At 69.4% G+C, this 17300-nt stretch carries 14 protein-coding genes; 5 read left to right on the forward strand and 9 right to left on the reverse strand.

Annotated elements, in window-relative coordinates; translation table 11 throughout:
* The 3 genes from AAHG09_RS16170 to AAHG09_RS16180 form a co-directional block, all read left to right on the forward strand.
* Positions 1 to 988: autotransporter outer membrane beta-barrel domain-containing protein (locus AAHG09_RS16170; protein WP_342108464.1), on the forward strand; the 988-nt coding region annotated here is incomplete at its 5' end.
* 935 nt (positions 989 to 1923) lie between these two features.
* Positions 1924 to 2445: a sigma-70 family RNA polymerase sigma factor gene (locus AAHG09_RS16175; protein WP_342108465.1), complete on the forward strand. Its 522-nt coding sequence runs from the start codon at positions 1924 to 1926 to the stop codon at positions 2443 to 2445.
* Between the two features lie 61 nt (positions 2446 to 2506).
* Positions 2507 to 3490 carry a FecR family protein gene (locus AAHG09_RS16180; RefSeq protein ID WP_342108466.1) on the forward strand — a complete coding sequence of 328 codons (984 nt, stop codon included), beginning with the start codon at positions 2507 to 2509 and terminating at the stop codon, positions 3488 to 3490.
* A gap of 143 nt (positions 3491 to 3633) precedes the next feature.
* Here AAHG09_RS16180 and AAHG09_RS16185 read toward each other — a convergent pair whose 3' ends face one another.
* From AAHG09_RS16185 to AAHG09_RS16205, 5 genes are all read right to left on the reverse strand, one after another.
* Positions 3634 to 3966, reverse strand: a complete 333-nt coding sequence (locus tag AAHG09_RS16185; RefSeq protein ID WP_342108468.1) for a thioredoxin family protein — start codon at positions 3964 to 3966, stop codon at positions 3634 to 3636.
* Complete coding sequence (locus tag AAHG09_RS16190; RefSeq protein ID WP_342108470.1) at positions 3963 to 5750, reverse strand: ABC transporter ATP-binding protein/permease; 1788 nt, start codon at positions 5748 to 5750, stop codon at positions 3963 to 3965. The genes AAHG09_RS16185 and AAHG09_RS16190 overlap by 4 nt, the downstream gene beginning before the upstream one ends.
* A 23-nt stretch (positions 5751 to 5773) precedes the next feature.
* A complete protein-coding gene (locus AAHG09_RS16195) occupies positions 5774 to 6688 on the reverse strand; it encodes a hypothetical protein (RefSeq protein WP_342108471.1) in 915 nt (304 codons plus the stop codon).
* 8 nt (positions 6689 to 6696) lie between these two features.
* The gene (locus tag AAHG09_RS16200) at positions 6697 to 9069 is read right to left on the reverse strand and encodes a TonB-dependent siderophore receptor (RefSeq protein WP_342108473.1); all 2373 of its coding nucleotides are present in this window, start codon (positions 9067 to 9069) and stop codon (positions 6697 to 6699) included.
* A 680-nt stretch (positions 9070 to 9749) separates the two neighbouring features.
* A complete protein-coding gene (locus AAHG09_RS16205; RefSeq protein ID WP_342108476.1) occupies positions 9750 to 10787 on the reverse strand; it encodes a KpsF/GutQ family sugar-phosphate isomerase in 1038 nt (345 codons plus the stop codon).
* Positions 10788 to 10981: 194 nt separating this feature from the next.
* Here AAHG09_RS16205 and AAHG09_RS16210 point away from each other — a divergent pair, with 194 nt between their 5' ends.
* Positions 10982 to 12415, forward strand: coding sequence for an FAD-linked oxidase C-terminal domain-containing protein (locus AAHG09_RS16210; RefSeq protein ID WP_342108477.1), 1434 nt, complete (start codon positions 10982 to 10984; stop codon positions 12413 to 12415).
* A gap of 145 nt (positions 12416 to 12560) precedes the next feature.
* On the opposite strand, the gene AAHG09_RS16215 is transcribed toward AAHG09_RS16210, so the two are convergent.
* The 4 genes from AAHG09_RS16215 to AAHG09_RS16230 form a co-directional block, all read right to left on the reverse strand.
* Entirely contained in the window at positions 12561 to 13100 is a 540-nt protein-coding gene (locus AAHG09_RS16215; protein WP_342108479.1) for a Ros/MucR family transcriptional regulator, read from the reverse strand.
* A 434-nt stretch (positions 13101 to 13534) separates the two neighbouring features.
* Positions 13535 to 14746, reverse strand: coding sequence for an ABC transporter permease (locus tag AAHG09_RS16220; protein ID WP_342108481.1), 1212 nt, complete (start codon positions 14744 to 14746; stop codon positions 13535 to 13537).
* A gap of 229 nt (positions 14747 to 14975) precedes the next feature.
* A complete protein-coding gene (locus tag AAHG09_RS16225) occupies positions 14976 to 15452 on the reverse strand; it encodes a DUF4112 domain-containing protein (RefSeq protein ID WP_342108483.1) in 477 nt (158 codons plus the stop codon).
* Between the two features lie 81 nt (positions 15453 to 15533).
* Entirely contained in the window at positions 15534 to 16688 is a 1155-nt protein-coding gene (locus AAHG09_RS16230; RefSeq protein ID WP_342108485.1) for an aminotransferase, read from the reverse strand.
* A gap of 363 nt (positions 16689 to 17051) precedes the next feature.
* Between AAHG09_RS16230 and AAHG09_RS16235 the strand changes: the two genes are divergently transcribed.
* Entirely contained in the window at positions 17052 to 17189 is a 138-nt protein-coding gene (locus tag AAHG09_RS16235) for a hypothetical protein (protein ID WP_342108487.1), read from the forward strand.
* Positions 17190 to 17300: the final 111 nt, after the last annotated feature.

The raw sequence follows: 17300 nt of genomic DNA on the forward strand, positions 1-17300 counted from the left end.
CGACCGGCACCTGCGCGGCCAGGGCGGCGGGGCGGCTGCGTTCAGCGCGGGCGATCCGGGGCTCGGCCCGAACCGCTCGGCGCTGCAGCTGCGCGGGGCGGCGGGCACGCCGGACCAGCCGCTGGCGTCGGGCGAGGGCCGGGTCTGGGCTGACGCGCTCTACGGGTTCGGGTCGCGGGCGGGCGACCGGGCGGCGGCCGGGGCGGACCTCGGCGCGGGCGGGCTGCTCGTGGGCGTCGACCGGCAGGTCGGGGCCGACACGCTGGTGGGCGGGGCGTTCGGCTACCTGCGCGAGACCGGCACGGCCAAGGGCCAGAGGCAGGGTCCGGGCTTCGGCCTGGGTCGGACCACCGCGGACAGCTACGGCGGCACGCTCTACGCCGGCACGCGGCTGGGCGCGGTGGTGCTGCGCGGCACGGCGGGCCTGTCCTACGCGGACGGGCGGATCGACCGGAGCGTGGTGCTGGGCTCGGGGGTGGCGCGGGCGAGCGGGCTGGCCTCGGGCTGGGACGCTGGGGCGTCGGGCTTTGCCGGGTATGCGCTGGGCCTGGGGCTGCCGGTCGAGCTCGTGCCGGAGATGGGCTTCGGCGTCGACCGGCTGACCCGGGCGCGGGTGGCCGAGCGGGGCGGTCTGGCGCGCCAGGGCTTCGCCACGGCCGACCTGACCGCGGCGCGTGTCCTGATGGGCGGGCGTGTGGCGAGCCTGGCGCTGGACGGGCCGACGACCGATACGGCGGGGCTGCGTCTGGAGGGGCGGGCCTACTGGGGGCACGAGCTCGCCGACACGGTCGCCACGACGCGCTCGAGCCTGTTCGGGGTGCCGTTTGCGACGCGCACGAGCGCGCTGGGGCGGGACGGGGCGGTGCTGGGGGTGAGCCTGACCGGGCCGGTGGCGGCGGGGGTGCAGCTGTCGCTGAGCTACACCGGCGACCTGCGGCCCGGCGCCACCGCACAGGTCCTCTCCGCCGGACTCCAGGCCCGCTGGTGAGATCCATCCTACCAGCGTTAGAGCCATGCCCGATCGCGTTGCACACCGTACACGACAGCACGCGACGCGAAGGCGGTCAGGTCGATCCCATCACCCCACCTCATCCTGAGGGGCCCGCGTCAGCGGGCCTCGAAGGAGGGCGCCAGGGATCTCGGAGCTGGCTGGAGGGCTCCTTCGAGGCCTCCGCGACGCTGCGGCGCCTCAGGATGAGGGTGTCGGTTGGACAACCGATCCGAAGCGTCCGAATTCGTGTCGTGTACCGTGCGCGTTGCAATCGTGCGCGGCTCCAAGTCTCTGTTGTGCCGCGCTCTCTTGCGCCGAACCGGTATCCACTTCGGCGGAGAGCGCTCGAGGGGACGCGTCGCGCGCTCCGGTCCTGCTCCCCCCCCCCGGCGCGTCAAGCGCTGCCCGTCAGCCGGGAACACCTCAACCCGACACCGCGAATCACGTCACGCTTGCCGCAGGATCTGTCTTGAAACGGAGACGCGCGGCCTCTCCCCGGTGACGGTCGACCGGGAGGGAGCCCCGACAGAAGCGAGCGCAGCCCCGCGGACCCTTTGCGCAGACCGCCCGCAGGAGCGACGCTGGAGCGATAGGCAAGAATTCCGGTTTCGTCTCGAATTTTTCCCGATTTCCTGGCACTATCTTTAAATTCAAGCGTGTCATCTCGACTATAATCAGACCGATCCGTCAGAAATCTGATCTCTTTCTTCAACTCATCCATACGTTTCGATCCATATCAATGGCTCAAGTATTTTAACATCGGAAAAATTGCATAAAAAATATCCCGGTGCCAAACATATGGAAAGATTCTGCTTCGACTTTGGGCGCGTTCGGAATGGATCCAGACTGCCTGCCGGCTAAGATGCGAGTCGCAAACGCGGGTTGAACCTGCGTGATCTCGGGCATGCAGGTTCAGGGTCTTTGAGGACGCCATGACGGGGGTTACGGCACTTCATAAAAACGCATCCGTTCTCGATGTCTTGTTTCGAGAACACAGCCAATGGTTGACGCGGTGGTTGAATCGACAACGCTGGACCGTTGCCGCCTCGGACGACCTGACGGCGGACGTCTTTATGGCCCTGCTGCAATTGCCCGATCTGGAGCGGGTTCGGCAGCCCCGCGCGATGATGACCACGATCGCCCGGCGGCTGATCTGCGACGCGCGGCGCCGCAGCGATCTCCGGCTCGCCTACGAGGCCGAGCTGGCGGCGATGCCGGAAGCGGCCGAGATATCCGCGGAGGACCGGATGATCCTCGTGCAGGCGCTCGAAGCCATCGACACCATGCTCGCCCGGCTCTCGCAGAAGGCTCGTGCGGCATTTCTCATGAGCCAGATCGACGGCCTGCCCTATGCGGAGATCGCCGCGGAGCTGAAGGTCTCGGTGAGCATGGTGCGCAAGTACGTTGCGCAGGGGCTGCGCGCCGCCTACGAGGCGCAGATGCGCCAAGGGTGACCGGGGTAACCGTGATCACGGTGCGCGTGAGCACGTCGAGCGGATCGCACGGAGGCCGGCGATGACGAGATCCGCCAAGCACGATGCCGATCCGGGTGAGGCCGCGATCGGCTGGATGGTCGAGCTGTGTTCCGGAGCAACCACCGAACGGCAGAAGCGCGCCTTCGCGGCGTGGCTCGAGGCCGACCCACGCCATGCGGTGGCGTGGGCCCAGTTGCAGCGGGGCCTCGCACCCTGCGGGATCGCGGCCGAGCAGAAGCTGCCGGCGGGTCGGCTGAGGCGGCAGCTCGTCGAGCGCCGGCCCGATCGGCGCGCCGTGCTCGCCGGCTTGATGGCGGCTCTGGGTCTCGGGACGGCCGGCGCGGTGGTGGCGGACCGGTTCGTGCCGCTCGGCAGCCTCCTCGCCGATCACGTGACGCGGACCGCCGAGCAGACTCGCGTGCGCCTCGACGATGGCAGCGAGGTCGTGATGGCCCCCCGCACCGCCTTCGACATCGCTTACGCGCCCGGCCAGCGCGGTATCCACCTGATCGAGGGCGAGATTCTCCTGCAGGTTGCGTCCCGGGCCGCGCCGTTCCGGCTGGATGCCGGGGCCCTCAGCCTGACGGCCGCATCCGGCCGCTTCCTGATCGAGAAGCGGTCCGACAGTCTCGCGGCCACGGGCCTTGAGGGGACGGGGCAGCTCGCGTTCGGGTCGCAGCCCGCCGGCTCGATCGGGCGTGGCGAGCGCATCGGCCTCCGGGCCGGCCGGCCCGACCGGCAGCCCGTGGAGGTCGAGGATGCCGCGGCTTGGCTCGACGGGCTCCTGGTGGCGAAGAACCGCCCGGTCGCGGCGATCGTCGAGGCCCTACGTCCCTACTTCCCGGGCGTCATCCGCCTGAATCCGGCCGTGGCGGAGATCCGTGCCACGGGCGTGTTCCCCCTGCGGCGCCCGGTCGACGCCCTGGACATCCTGGGCGCCTCCCTCAACCTGTCGGTCACGCAGAGAGCGCATTATTGGGTGGCGATCGGGCCGGGCGCGCCCGGAGACGCCCGACCCGGCTAGTGCATCGATCCAAGCGGAGGCTTCAGCCGAGTCTGGAGAATTGATGCTGGAACAATGAGCGAGTGCTCACTCGCATGAACGAAGTGAGTGCGTCTGAGCACCAGGGCGCTCGCCGCCGAACCGGATTCCCATCCGGCCGCGCATCACTGGGCCGGGCCGAGATGCCCGTCGATGAAGGCACAGACCCGGGTCTTCGACAGCACGCCGGAGACGCGCCCGACCTCCGCGCCACCACGGAACAGGACGAGGAGCGGGATGCCGCGGACCGCCAGCCGCTCGGCGATCGCCGGATCGGCCTCGATGTTCGCCGCCCGCACGGTGATCTCGCCTGCATACTCGGCCGCGACCTCGTCGATGACCGGGTTCATCGCCCGGCAGGGGCCGCACCAGGGCGCCCAGAGCTTGAGAAGCACCGGCGCTGCGGCGTCGAGAATCTCGGGCTGGAAGGTGGCATCGGTCACAGGGGCTACGGTCATGCGGCTTCCTCGCGCGCGTCGTTCGACTCGCCGAGGACGAGCCGGTGGGTGTGGAAGTCATCGAGCACGTCGGAATGCGCGACGCTGATCAGGGTCAGGTTCGGCAGCGCGTCGAGGAGCAGCGCGTACATGGCCCGCGCGTTGCCCGGATCGAGGGCGCTGGTCGCCTCGTCGAGCAGGATCAGCGTCGGGCGCAGCAGCAGGGGGCGCAGGAAGGCGAGGCGCTGCTGCTCCCCCGGCGAGAGGTGCTGGTCCCATTCCGCGGTGCGGTCGAGATCCGCCGCCCGATCCCCGAGGCCGACGCGCCCGAGGAGGTCGCGCAACACCGCGTCCGGCACCGGGTCGGGCGACGGGTAGGTGATCGCCTCCCGCAAGGAGCCGACCGGCAGGTAGGGCACCTGCGGCATGAACAGGGTCGCCGCCCGCGGCGGCATGGTCAGCCGGCCTGTCGTCTCCGGCCAGATCCCGGCGAGCGCCCGCAGCAGGGTGCTCTTGCCGATGCCCGAGGGGCCGCGGATCAGCCAGCGCTGCCCGGGTGCCACCCGCCAGGCGGGAAGGCTGAGGAGCGGCGCGCCGCCGGGCCGGCCGATCGTCAGCGCCTCGACCTGCAGTGCCTCGACCTGCAGTGCCCCGACCTGCAGCGCGGCGGCCTCGGCCCGGGGCCGGCCGGGATCCGGCCGGGACGGGACGGCATCCAGCACGGCATCGAAGGCGCGCAGGCGGCGGATCGTGCCGCGCAGGATCTGAATCGTCGCCGCGGCCTCGGCGAAATACGCGATCGCCCCGTGGAACTGCTCCATCGACCGCTGAGTCTGGAACAGGTCGCCGAGGGAGAGTTCGCCCGCGACGTAGCGTGGCAGGATCAGCAGCAACGGGAACAGGCTGTTGACCTGGCCGATCGTGGCGTTCGTGACCTGGATCTTCACGGTCTGGCCGATCTGGGCGAAGAAATTCGTGCGGATCGCCGTGAAGCGCGCGGTCAGGGCCGCCTGCTCGGCCGCTTCGCCGCGCAGCAGCGCCACCTGCTCGGCGGAGCGGCGGACCTGGATCAGCTTGAAGCGGAAATCGGCGGCGCGATGCTGCCCCTCCGCGACGAGGCGCGGCAGCCTGCGCCCGGCACCCAGCACCGCGGCCGTGTGCAGGACGGTCCAGGCCACCGTCGCCCAGAGCAGCAGGCCGGGGATGTGCAGGCTCACGGGGCCGAGGGTGATCGCGCCGGCGCCCGACGCCGACCACAGGATGATCCCGAAGGTGATCCCCATCGAGGCGACCTGGATCAGCGCGAAGACGAGCAGGACCATGGACTTGGTGAAGGCCTCGACATCCTCGGCGATGCGCTGGTCCGGGTTGTCGAGGAGGTCGCGGCGCTGGGTCTCGTAATAGGCGCCGCTCTGCAGCCAGCGCGCCACGTAGCGGCCGGTCAGCCACTGGCGCCACTCGAACGCGATGGTTTCGGGCACCGAGAAGGCGATCACCGTCTGGACGATGGCGGCGCCCAGCACGACGGCGAGCAGGCCCAGCACCCCGGGCAGCCGGTCCAGCGCCCGTTCGGCCAGCATGTCGTAGAGCGCCTTGGTGTAGCGGGTGCTCAGGACGCTCGTGTAGACCATCAGGCTCTGGGCGGCGAGGTTGATCGCCACGAGCGCCCAGGCGCGGAGCGCGCTGCGGGTGATCCAGAACCCGAGCGCCAACCGGCCGAAATGGCGGAGCTTCGCTATCGGCGGGATCGCGGGTCCGGGCGCTCCCGCGCCCAGCTCCGGTCCTCCGGCGTCGTTCGACGGCACGGGGCTCGCTCTCCGCGGTCGCGTCATGCCGCCGCCGGCATGCCCGGCGGCCGGGCCGCCGCGAGATGATCGAGGCACCGTTGCGCGAGCGCGTGGACCGCCTGGAAGTAGGCCGCGTTGGCGGCGGCGAGTTGCGTGTCGAATCGCCGGGCGAGGTCCGGCGCGCGTGCGTGGAAGCGTGGCGGGAAGGCGAACGCCTCGAGCTGCTCCCCCGCCTCCAGGCTCTCGGTCCGGCAGGCCTGGAAGCAGCGCTCGACAGCCGCGTCGTCCGCCGCCGTCCAGCCGGTGGCCGCAGCCGCGGCGTGAGCTTGGATCTCGAGCCACGCCATCACGACCTCCTGGAGGATCGACGACGAGGTCGCCGGGTCCCAGGCCGCCGCTTCGACCAGCCGGCCGACGCGCTGTCCGTCTGGCTCTTGCGCGGCATCGGTCGCCGCCACGGCGGCGGCGCGGGCCGCGCGCCACGCGGCGGCTCCCGGCCGTTCGCCCGCCATCGTGGCGCGGTGCAGGGCCACGATGCGGTCCCGGGCGGCGATGACCCCCGGCTCGTCTCCGGCTTGCGCGGCCGCCTCGTCCAGCAGCGCGCACAGGATGAGACCGGGCAGGTTCGTCAGGTCGGCCCCCGGCGTCACGCCCATGAGCCAGGCCCGGGCGAGGTCGGCGGCCTCGCCCGCGTCGGCGCTCCGCTCCACATCTCCGCAGCGTGGGCAGAGGAAGTCGAGGAGCGGCATCAGGGACGGGGGAAAGCCCGTCGCCCGCGCGAAGTCCGCCGGATCGTTCGAACCGGCGATGCAGCCGGCGGGCGTCCCGCCCGTGCCGGTCCAGCTCGGCCCGAACGGCATGATCGTTCCGGCGTCGCGGTGCTCGTCGAGGCGTGCCAGCAGGACGGCCCGACGCGTCTCATCGCCCCCGAAAGCGAGATGGGAAGAGGTCGACATGACGGCGCTCAGAATTTGATCCGGGCTTCGGCCAGGATGCGACGGCCTTGACCGAGCGGGATGAAGTCCGAAACCTGAGTTGGTTCGTAGTAATAACGATCGAATATATTCCTGACGTTGAGCGAAAAAGTCAGGTTGTCCGCCGTGTAGCCCAGCATCGTGTCGAACGTCACATAGCCGGGAATCTTCGAGTTGCCCTGTTTCGGCCCGAAGTTGCTGTAGGTGCTGCTGACGGCCGCGAGTCCCCCGCCGACCTGGAAGCCACGGAGAAGGCCGTCGGTGAAGGTGTAGACGGCGAACAGGGTCCCCTTGTAGGGCGGGATTCCAGGATAGGCGTCGCCGGGCTTGGCGGTCGCGCCGCGTACCAGGGTCCGGCCGATCCCGCCGATCAGGCTGATGTTGTCGGTCAGTTGGCCCTGGAAATCCATCTCGAGCCCGCTCGACCTGCTGCCCGGGCCGAGGATGTTGCCGCGCTGGCCCGGATCATAGATCAGCACGTTACTGTAATCGTTATCGAACCGGGCCATCGTGACGATGAACCGATCATCGAGCAAGCTGAACTTGAAGCCGTACTCGGATAGATTGCTGTATCGCGGCGGCGCTGCCTGACCGTTGGCAAGGATACCTTGATTGGCCGCAAAACCGGTTCCCATCGTCCCATACACGCTCATCCACTTGGTGATGTCGTAAACGGCACCGCCGTTGTAGGTCAGAGCCGAATTATCGGAATGGAACATCTTTTTATCAAAGGTGTGCGTCTCGTTGACGCTGACGAAGTCCTCTCTGACCGATCCGAGGATATGCAGACGATCGAACAGATCGATCTTGTCCTGAAACGCGATGCCGATGTCATCGCGGTCCGTATAGGTCTTCCTCGGAAAGATTGAGCGGTTCGGCAGAAGCAAATTCAAAGGAGGATTTCTGGCATCGAATGTCAGCGGGGATCCGGGAAGGGAACTGAAATACGACTGGAAGTCGTACTGATAATCTACGCCGAACCGCATCGTCTGCTTGTAATCGCCCAGGGCGTAGACCACGATGAGGTCCGATTGGCTGACGGCGAGGCGCTCCGTTTGGGAGATATTGGCACCCAGCGGTCTGACTTCGGTCGGAGCTGCCCCCGTAGGAGCCATGATGTAGCCAACCGACGTGTAGTTGTTGGCGAAGTAAGCCGATCTGTTGCGAAGCGTAAAATCGAACGTGCCGAGTTCAGCCGTGTTAATCGTGTCGAACTTATGCTCGATGTCGATGTACGGGTTGAAGGCACGAAACGATGCGCCGGCATCGGCCGTGCCGATCGGCCGATCGCGCGAGACCCGGATCGGGCGGTCGTTGAAGGCGTAGTTGCCCACGGTGATCGGCGACAGTCCGACCACTTGGTCGAAATACCGTGCGCCCGCCGTGACGATCGTCTCGCCATCGTCCCACCGGACCTTGGGCGAGATCAAACCTTCATGAGGGGACCTGTCGCCGCCCGGCGCCGTATCGGCCGTGTTGCCCGAGAGGTTGAGGCGATAGGTCAGGCCGTCGGCGCCCTCGACAGGGCCGCCGAGATCGAAGGCGAGCGTCCGATAGAAGCGGTCGCCGAGGTAGATGCTCGCTTCCCGGATCGGTTCGGCAGTCGGCATCTTGGGGATGATGTTGATGCCGCCCCCTGCGAGGCTCTGGCCGGTGAGGTCCGTGGTCGGCCCCTTGATGACGTCGACGCGCTCCACATCCTGGATCGGCACGTTGACGCCGCGCGGCCCGACCCGGCCGCCGATCATCACGTTCTCGACGTCGAAGCCGCGGACGTAGTAGCTCGCGACGCCCTGTTTCTGGCCGGCACCGTAATCGACCGAGACGTTGCTGACGTTGCGGGCCGCGTCGAGGATCGAGGTCACCCCCTGCGCCCGGATCACCTCCTGGGTGATGCCGACCACGGAGCGGGGATTCTCCTTCAGCGGAATGTTGAGGCGGTCCGAGGTCGTGGTGTTGCCGGCGGCGAAGCCGCGGTCCCCGGTCCCGCCCGCGAGGTCGGCCACGTCGATGGCGGCGAGCGTGTCGCCGCCCGGCGCCGGAACGGACGGTGCAGCGGCCTGCGCCCGCCGGATGATCAGGCCGCCATGCGCACCCGACACCGCCGTCAGCCCGGTGCCGGCCAGGGCCCGGGCGACGGCCTCGCCGACGCTCATCTGTCCGACGATCGGCCCGGTCGTGCGGCCGCGGGTCAAGTCGGCCGGGAAGGCGATCGCCTGACCGCTGGCCCGCCCGATCTGCGCCAGCGCGCTACCGAGATCGCCCGCCGGGATGTCGAAGGCGATCTGGCTCTGGGCATGGGCCAGCGGTGCGAGCGGCAACAGCAGCGCCGACGCCGCGGTGGACAACAGGATGGCGAGCAAAGGCCCACGCCCGCGCGCCCGAAATCGCCGCTCGTCGCCGCACCCACGCGCCAACGCCAAGGTCTTCGTCATTGCAGCCCCGCCAGGGTCGCGGTTCCATCCGCGCTCACCTCCCCTGTCGATCGAGCCGCCAAAAGCGTCAGTTCAGGCGTGTAATTTTAACCGTCGCGCTTGTGCGCCCCGGTGGTACCCACAGCGGCGAACGGAAGCGGCAACCGCGGCCTCCACGTCGGCCGCTGTAGGACGGGCACTGCAGGACGGGCGCTGCCGGGCCTCCCGCGCGACGAGGCCCGTAATGCCCGATCGGATCGGTCTCCGTGAGTCCATCGAGGCGCGACAGCAGCCTCCGCCAATCGGCCGGCTCTGTACCCGGTTCGACGATCGCCAGGCGTTGGAGGGGGTTCGCCGCCCGTGATCCCGATGCCGGGACGGACGATCAGCCTCCGATCCGGCCCGAGCCGCTCCGCGGCCGCGATGACGTCAGGGGACGAAGGCGACGCCGTGATGGTCGGTGACAGCCACCGCGCAAAACCCGCGGCGGCACGCCCTGGCGACGAAGGCGCCGGCCCGACGGCTCACGTGCCGGGAAGCGCCCCGCATCCGGGGGCGAGCCTCGATGATCAGGCTGAACGCGCGTCGATAAACGTCCTGCACGCGCGCAAGGGCAGAGCCCTGGCCGGTCAGGCGATGCCGGCGCGCAGCAGGTCGTGGACGTGGACGATGCCCACCGGCCGCCCGTCCGTGACCGCGAAGACCGCGGTGATGAGCCGGCGATTCATCACTTCGAGCGCCGCCTGGGCGAGCTTGTGCGGCTCGACGGTGACGGGATCGCGGGTCATGATCGTCGAGACCGGCGTGTCGAGGAGCGCCGGGCCCATGTGGCGGCGCAGGTCGCCGTCCGTGACGATGCCGACGAGACGCCCGGCCCCGTCGGTCACGCCCACGCAGCCGTAGCGCCGGGCCGCGATCTCGATCAGCACCTCGGACATCAGCGCGCTCTCGTGGACCAGCGGCATGTCCTGCGGCCCGTGCATCACCTGCTGCACGGTCTTCAGGCGGGCGGCCAGCGTGCCGCCGGGATGAAGCGTGTGGAAGCGCGCCGAGGTGAAGCCGCGCCGCTCGACCAGCGCCACCGCCAGCGCGTCGCCCAGGGCCAGCTGGATCAGGCTGGAGGAGGTCGGGGCGAGGTCGTGCGGGCAGGATTCGCGCACGCGCGGCAGTTCCAGCAGCACGTCGGCGGCCCGGCCGAGGGTGCTCTCGCCGTTGCGGGTGATGGCGACCAGCGGAATCGAGAACCGCCGGCTGAAGCCGACGAGGTCGGACAGTTCCGCGGTCTCGCCCGACCACGACAGGGCGATGATCACGTCATCCCGGGCGATCATGCCGAGGTCGCCGTGGCTCGCCTCCGTGGGGTGGACGAAGAACGCGTGGGTACCGGTGGAGGCGAGCGTCGCGGCGATCTTGCGCCCGACATGGCCGCTCTTGCCGATACCGCTGACGATCACCCGGCCCTTGCTCTGCAGGATCGTCTGGACCGCCTCCTCGAAGGCCGCGCCCAGCCGGCCCTGGAACGCCGCGCTCGCCTCCTGAAGGGCCGCGATGCCGAGCTGCAGGCTGCGGATCCCGAGATCCCGGGTGGTGGCCAGATGCGGCGCGGGCGCGTCGTAGAGGTCGTCGCGGCGGTCATCGCGCAGGGCGCTGGAGGCGGGAGCGTTCATCGGTTCCGTTCTGAACCCGGCGGCCGGGCCGGCGATGCGAAGCATATGCGACGACGCTAGGCAGGGGTCGTGGTTGAAATGTGACGCCGGGACGACGGGGCGCCGCAGGTCGATCGCCCGCAATGCGGTTGAAGCCGCAGCCGCCCGGGTCCATGCTACCGGCACGCCACCCACAAGCAGAGGGCCCACGCCCCATGTCGATCCGCTTTCCCGAACCCGATCCCGCCATCCTCGCCCGGCGCGAGGCGATCCTGGCCGGCCTCGCGCCCCTGGTGGCGCCGGAGGCGCTGGTGGTGAGCGAGGACGAGCGCCGGGCCTTCGAGACCGACGGGCTCACCGCCTACCGGCAGATGCCGCTCGCCGTGGTGCTGCCCTCCACCACCGCGGAAGTCGCCGCGGTGATGGCGTATTGCCACGCGAACGGCGTGCGGGTCGTGCCCCGGGGCGCCGGCACCTCGCTCGCGGGCGGCGCCATCGCGCAGGCCGACGCCATCATCCTGGGCGTCGGCAAGATGACCAAGGTCCTCAACATGGACTTCGCCAACCGCACCGCCCGGGTGCAGAGCGGCATCACCAATCTCGCGATCTCCGGGGCGGTTGCCCACGAGGGCTTCTTCTACGCCCCCGACCCGTCGAGCCAGCTCGCCTGCACGATCGCGGGCAACATCGCGATGAATTCGGGCGGCGCGCACTGCCTCAAATACGGCGTGACCACCAACAACCTGCTCGGCGTCACCCTGGTGCTCAACGACGGCACCGTGGTGGAGATCGGCGGCCAGCACCTCGACAGCGGCGGCTACGACCTGCTCGGCCTCGTCTGTGGCTCGGAGGGGCAGCTCGGCATCGTCACCGAGGCCACCGTGCGGATCCTGCGCGCGGCCGAAGGGGCCCGGCCGGTGCTCATCGGCTTCTCGAAGGTCGAGGATGCGGGCGATTGCGTCGCCGCCATCATCGCGGCCGGGATCATCCCGGTGGCGATCGAGTACATGGACCGCGAGGCGATCCTGATCACCGAGGATTTCGCCCAGGCCGGCTATCCCCGCGACGCCGAGGCGATGCTGATCATCGAGGTCGAGGGCTCGGATGCCGAGTGCGACGCGATGCTGGCGCGGATCGAGACGATCGCCAAGGACTTTCGCCCGACGAGCGTGCGGGTCTCGCGCTCGGAGGCCGAATCCGCCGCGATCTGGAAGGGCCGCAAATCGGCCTTCGGCGCCACGGGGCGGATCTCCGACTACATCTGCATGGACGGCACGATCCCCACCGGCCAGCTCGGGCCGGTGCTGGAGCGGATTGGCGCGATCTGCGCCGAGAAGGGCCTGCGCGTCGCCAACGTGTTCCACGCTGGCGACGGCAACCTGCACCCGCTGATCCTGTTCGACATCAACAAGCCCGGCGAATTGCAGAAGGCCGAGGCCGCGGGCGACGAGATCCTGAAGCTCTGCGTCGAGGTCGGCGGCTGCCTCACGGGCGAGCACGGCGTCGGCATCGAGAAACGCGAATTGATGCGCTTCCAGTACGATCAGGTCGATCTCGAGCAGCAGATGCGGGTCAAGGCGGTGTTCGATCCGGACTGGATGCTGAACCCCGCCAAGGTCTTCCCGCTGGACGGCCGCTTGGCGGCCTGAGCCGGGTTTCCAAAGGGCCCAGCCCTTTGACGGGGTTCGGGGGCGGAGCCCCTGAGCCTGGACCAGCGTCCGGCGCCAGGGCTCTGTCCTGGACCCGCGAAAGGTCTCGACCTTTCGAAACCACAAGTTGCTCTGAGCGGCCGTGTCAGGCGGCCTCGACCTTGCGGCTGCCGCCGCGCCCACGGCCCCCGGCGGCCGCGCCCCGGCGGCGTGCCTGCGCGGTGGTGGCCACATCGTCGGCGACGTCGTCGTCCTGATCGGCCTGCTGGCCACGGCCGGGCTGGCCGAGCCCGAGGCTCTTCGCCAGGGCCGAGCGCTGCGCCGAGTAATTCGCCGACGTGGTCGGGTAATCGGCCGGCAGCCCGAAACGCTCGCGGTAGCTCTGCGGGTCCAGGCCGTGCTTGGTGAGGTGGCGCTTCAGCGTCTTGTACGACTTGCCGTCGATGAAGCTGATCAGCCCGTCGGGCCGGATCGACTTGCGGATCTGCGCCGGGGTCGGCCGCTCGACAGTGTCGGCGACCGGGGCGGCCGGGCCGGACCCGATCGAATTCAGCGCGCTGTGGATGCTGGCGATCAGGCTGGGCAGTTCGGCCGACGGCAGCGAGTTGTTGGACACGTAGGCCGCGACGACGTCCACGGTCCGTTCGATGTAATCCAGTTGGGATGTCGGCGTAGCGTCAGACATTCTCTGTTCCTTGCTTCGGAAACTTGGTGGGGTCCCCTCTTTTCGCGAGTTAAGACACCGCCCGAAAAAAGCAAGCTCATCTGCGCATCGTTCTGTGTCTAGCCAAAAGTCTAAGTGTGCATAGCACATCCATTCATACAGGGTGCGGTTGCATTGGCGCCATTTCGAAGGCACTTCGCGGCCGCTTTATCGCGGTCCACCGGGTGAATGCTGCACGGATCCTGGAAGCAAGTTTTTGCTGGCGGGAGAGACCTTTACCGCCGAAGGCAGCCTCAGTCTCAGCCGGTCTTGCGATCGGGTTTAAGGGTCTGCCCGAAACATCCGCAGGCTGCGTGCAAGTTTTCGTGAGGCATTGGCGCGGCTGCGACATTCGGCGCCACTGCGGGTCCGACCGATTCGCAAAAAGGTAACCTGAGGTCGCCGTCCGGTCTGGGTCAGACGAAGGTCTTGCGGGGATCGAACGCGTCGCGCACGGCCTCGCCGGCGAAGACGAGCAGGCTCAGCATGACGGCGATCACCAGGAAGCCCGTGAGGCCGAGCCAGGGGGCCGTGAGGTTATCCTTGCCCTGGGCCAGAAGCTCCCCCAGCGAGGGCGAACCCGGCGGCAGGCCGAAGCCCAGAAAGTCGAGCGACGTCAGCGTCGTGATCGACCCGTTCAGGATGAACGGCAGGAAGGTGAGCGTCGCCACCATGGCGTTCGGCAGCAGATGCACCGCCATGATGCGCATATTCGACAGGCCCAGCGCCCGGGCGGCGCGGACATATTCGAAGTTCCGGGCGCGCAGGAACTCGGCGCGCACGACGCTGACCAGCGCCACCCAGGAGAACAGCAGCATGATCCCGAGCAGCACGAAGAAGCCCGGGGCGATGAAGGCCGAGATGATGATGATCAGGTAGAGGGTCGGGATCCCGCCCCAGACCTCGATGAAGCGCTGGAAGGCGAGATCGACCCAGCCGCCGAAATAGCCCTGGACGGCGCCCGCCACCACGCCGATCGCCGAGGAGACCGCCGCCAGGATCAGGCCGAATAGCACCGAGATGCGGAAGCCGTAGATCACCCGCGCCAGCACGTCCCGGGTGGTGTTGTCGGTGCCGAGCCAGTGCCAGGGGATGTCCGAGCAGGTCGAGCCGCCAAGCTTCTCCGCGACCGGCTTGCACTGGGCGTCCATCAGCATCCAGGTCGGCGGCGACGGCGAGGGGGTCGGCAGATCCTCGTTGATCGTGTCGTAGGAGAACGGGATCGGCGGCCAGAGCGCCCAGCCGTTCTCGGCGATCTCCTTGCGGATCTCGGGGGAGCGGTAATCGGTCTGCGCGAGGAAGCCGCCGAACTTCTCCTCCGGGTAATCGACCAGCACCGGCACCAGCCATTCGCCCTTGTAGGACAGGACGATCGGCCGGTCGTTTGCGATGAACTCGGCGAACAGGCTGGCGACGAACAGGATCGTGAAGATCACGAACGACGCGTAGCCGAGGCGGTTGCGGCGGAAATTGTCCAGGCGCCGCCGGTTGATCGGCGACAGGGCGCGCCGTCCCGCCGGGGCGGGCGGCGGGGGCGCGCCCTCGTCGGGGCGCAGGACGATCGGCTGGGCGCCGGGCATCGGCGCCGGCACGGCTGCGCCCTCGCCGGGGCGGGCGACTTCGTTCATCGCTGAAAGCTCCCGAACCCCGCAGAGCGCGCATTCCCTCCCCCCTCTGCGGGGGAGGGTGGCCCGGCCGTCAGGCCGGGTCGGGAGAGGGGAGCAACGTTTCCGGAAGGGTCGCGACCGGCTTCATGTCCTGAACCGTCGCGCCGCCCCTCTCCCCCCCTGCTGCGCAGGGTACCCTCCCCCGCAGAGGGGGGAGGGAGGAGACCCAAGCGCGCGCGTCCGCAAATACTCAGCCGTCGAGCCGGGTCGCTCTGCCCTCGATCTCGCTCGGGCGCAGGCCGCCGCTGCGCTCCATCCAGCGGCGCAGCAGGCGGACGTTGCGACGGTTGGCCTTGAAGGCGGCGTCGAACAGGTCGCCCGCGATCGGCACCGCGCCCACCAGCCCGTCGAAGGCCACGTTGAGCCCCATCCGGGCCAGCAGCCAGCGCGGCGCCCCGAGGCGCTTGGCCTCGTAGACGATGAAGGACGAGATCACCATGCCGGCCACGTCGCCGATCACCGGCACGAGGCCGATCAGCGCGTCGAACCCGACCCGCCTGTTGATGCCCGGGATCACGAAGGCCGTGTCCATCAGGTGCGCCAGCGTCTCCAGCCGGGCGAGGCTCGCCTCGCGGCCGAGATCCGGCGACAGGAACGGCGGCCGGCCGCCGGACGTGGTGTCGGCCCGGGCGAAGCGCCCGGCCGGGGGGGCCTGGGTGAAATCCATGGTCGTGGTCCGTGGGAGAGCCATCGCGTTCAACGATGTGGCCCCGCGGTCGGATCCCCGCAAGGAACGCGCCCGCCGCCCTCATGATCCAGACCGGGCGAAGCCGCTCATCCGGTCGAGGGCGGCATCCAGGGTGGCGTCGTCCTTGGCGAAGCACAGGCGCACGAGGGTCCGCACGGAGGCGTCGGGGTAGAAGGCGCTCACCGGGATCGCCGCCACGCCGTGGCGGGTGACCAGCGCCTCGCAGAACGCCCCGTCATCCCCCAGACCGAGGCCCCCGATGTCGATGTTGAGGAACCACGTCGCTTGCCCCGGCAGGACGGTGAAGCCCAGCGCGCACAGGCCGCCGGCCAGCCGGTCCCGGGACGCGGCGTAGCCCGCCCGCATGGCGTCGAACCAGCGCGGGGGCTTGGCGAGGCCGTAGGCCACCGCCTCCTGCAGGTTCGGCGGCGTGGTGAAGGTGAGGAACTGGTGCGCCTTGGCGAGCCCCTGCATCAGCCGGGCATCGGCCATCACGAAGCCGACCTTCCAGCCGGTCAGCGAGAAGATCTTGCCCGCCGAGCCGATCTTCACGGTCCGCTCGCGCATGCCGGGCAGCGCCATGAGCGGGACGTGGCGCGCGCCGTCGAACACCACGTGCTCCCACACCTCGTCGCAGACCGCGGTGACGTCGTAGCGGCAGCAGAAGCGGGCGAGCAGCGCGAGGTCGTCCTGGCCGAACAGCGTGGCGCTGGGGTTGAGCGGGTTGTTCAGCACCACGACCCTGGTGCGGTCGTTGAAGGCCTCCGCCAGGGCGGCCTCGTCGAGGCGGAAGGCCGGCGGCTGCAGGGTCACAACCCGCGGCACGCCGCCTGCACGTCGGACCAGCGGCAGGTAGGCGTCGTAGAGGGGGGCGAACAGCACGACCTCGTCGCCGGGCTCGATCAGGGCGAGCAGAGCCCCCGCCAGGGCCTCGGTGGCGCCGGAGGTGACCATCACCTCGGTCTCCGGATCGAGGGTGAGTCCCTGATGCGCCGCGTAATGGGCCGCCACGGCCGCGCGCAGGGCCGGCACGCCCATCATCGGCGGATACTGGTTCCAGCCATCGACCAGGGCGCGGGCGCCGTGCTGTCGGATATCGGCGGGTCCGGGATCGTCGGGAAACCCCTGGCCGAGATTGATCGCGCCGTGGGCTCGGGCGAGCCGCGACATCGTCTCGAACACCGTCGTGGGCAGCGTCGCGAAGACCGGATTCATGCGGGGCGGAACGGAAGGTCGGGCCGGAACGGGCTCAGCATGGGCGGCCTGTAGCATGCGGTCGGCAGAATGAGGAATGTGCGCCTTCGCACAGACGTATCGCCCCGCCGAAAACCGACGGCTGACGAATGTTGACTTTCATCACTCGTATCGTAGGTTCCCTTCAAGGCTGGAACGGCGCTCCTGCCGGCGGGGCTTCGCCCCCTCGCCCCGTCAGCAGGATGCCGCTCCGGTCCTCAGAGAGGACCATCGACTTGCGGGTCGGTGGTCCTTTCGGCGTTTCAGGCCCAGTTGCGCCGGCCGGCGCAGTGACCGCATGGTCGCCGCGAACGGCCCCGGTCCTCGGGGACCGTTCCGGAATCGATGATGCGAACGGCCACACGCTGCCTGATCCTCGCCCTGGTGTTCGCCGGGGGCGGCCTCATCCTCCGCTACGCCGTGCCGGTGATTCCCGTCGATGCCGGCTTCCGGACGGTGCTGCGCGCCTATGCGGTGCCGTAAGGCGGGCCGCGGCCCGGATCGGAAGGGCGACCCGGCGGGGCGGACCATCAGCAACACGACTGAAACCTCGCCGCCCTAGTGACGGCGCATTGGGCGGGCACCGATCAGAGG

The sequence above is a fragment of the Methylobacterium guangdongense genome, assembly GCF_038442355.1.
GTDB lineage: Bacteria > Pseudomonadota > Alphaproteobacteria > Rhizobiales > Beijerinckiaceae > Methylobacterium > Methylobacterium guangdongense.

What these genes read in the sequence shown, in the direction of transcription:
- AAHG09_RS16175 (WP_342108465.1), top strand. Translation starts at nt 1,924, where the DNA reads ATGACGGGGGTTACGGCACTTCATAAAAACGCATCCGTTCTCGATGTC.
- AAHG09_RS16180 (WP_342108466.1), top strand. Translation starts at nt 2,507, where the DNA reads ATGACGAGATCCGCCAAGCACGATGCCGATCCGGGTGAGGCCGCGATC.
- AAHG09_RS16185 (WP_342108468.1), bottom strand. Translation starts at nt 3,966, where the DNA reads ATGACCGTAGCCCCTGTGACCGATGCCACCTTCCAGCCCGAGATTCTC.
- AAHG09_RS16195 (WP_342108471.1), bottom strand. Translation starts at nt 6,688, where the DNA reads ATGTCGACCTCTTCCCATCTCGCTTTCGGGGGCGATGAGACGCGTCGG.
- AAHG09_RS16205 (WP_342108476.1), bottom strand. Translation starts at nt 10,787, where the DNA reads ATGAACGCTCCCGCCTCCAGCGCCCTGCGCGATGACCGCCGCGACGAC.
- AAHG09_RS16210 (WP_342108477.1), top strand. Translation starts at nt 10,982, where the DNA reads ATGTCGATCCGCTTTCCCGAACCCGATCCCGCCATCCTCGCCCGGCGC.
- AAHG09_RS16215 (WP_342108479.1), bottom strand. Translation starts at nt 13,100, where the DNA reads ATGTCTGACGCTACGCCGACATCCCAACTGGATTACATCGAACGGACC.
- AAHG09_RS16220 (WP_342108481.1), bottom strand. Translation starts at nt 14,746, where the DNA reads ATGAACGAAGTCGCCCGCCCCGGCGAGGGCGCAGCCGTGCCGGCGCCG.
- AAHG09_RS16225 (WP_342108483.1), bottom strand. Translation starts at nt 15,452, where the DNA reads ATGGATTTCACCCAGGCCCCCCCGGCCGGGCGCTTCGCCCGGGCCGAC.
- AAHG09_RS16230 (WP_342108485.1), bottom strand. Translation starts at nt 16,688, where the DNA reads ATGAATCCGGTCTTCGCGACGCTGCCCACGACGGTGTTCGAGACGATG.
- AAHG09_RS16235 (WP_342108487.1), top strand. Translation starts at nt 17,052, where the DNA reads ATGATGCGAACGGCCACACGCTGCCTGATCCTCGCCCTGGTGTTCGCC.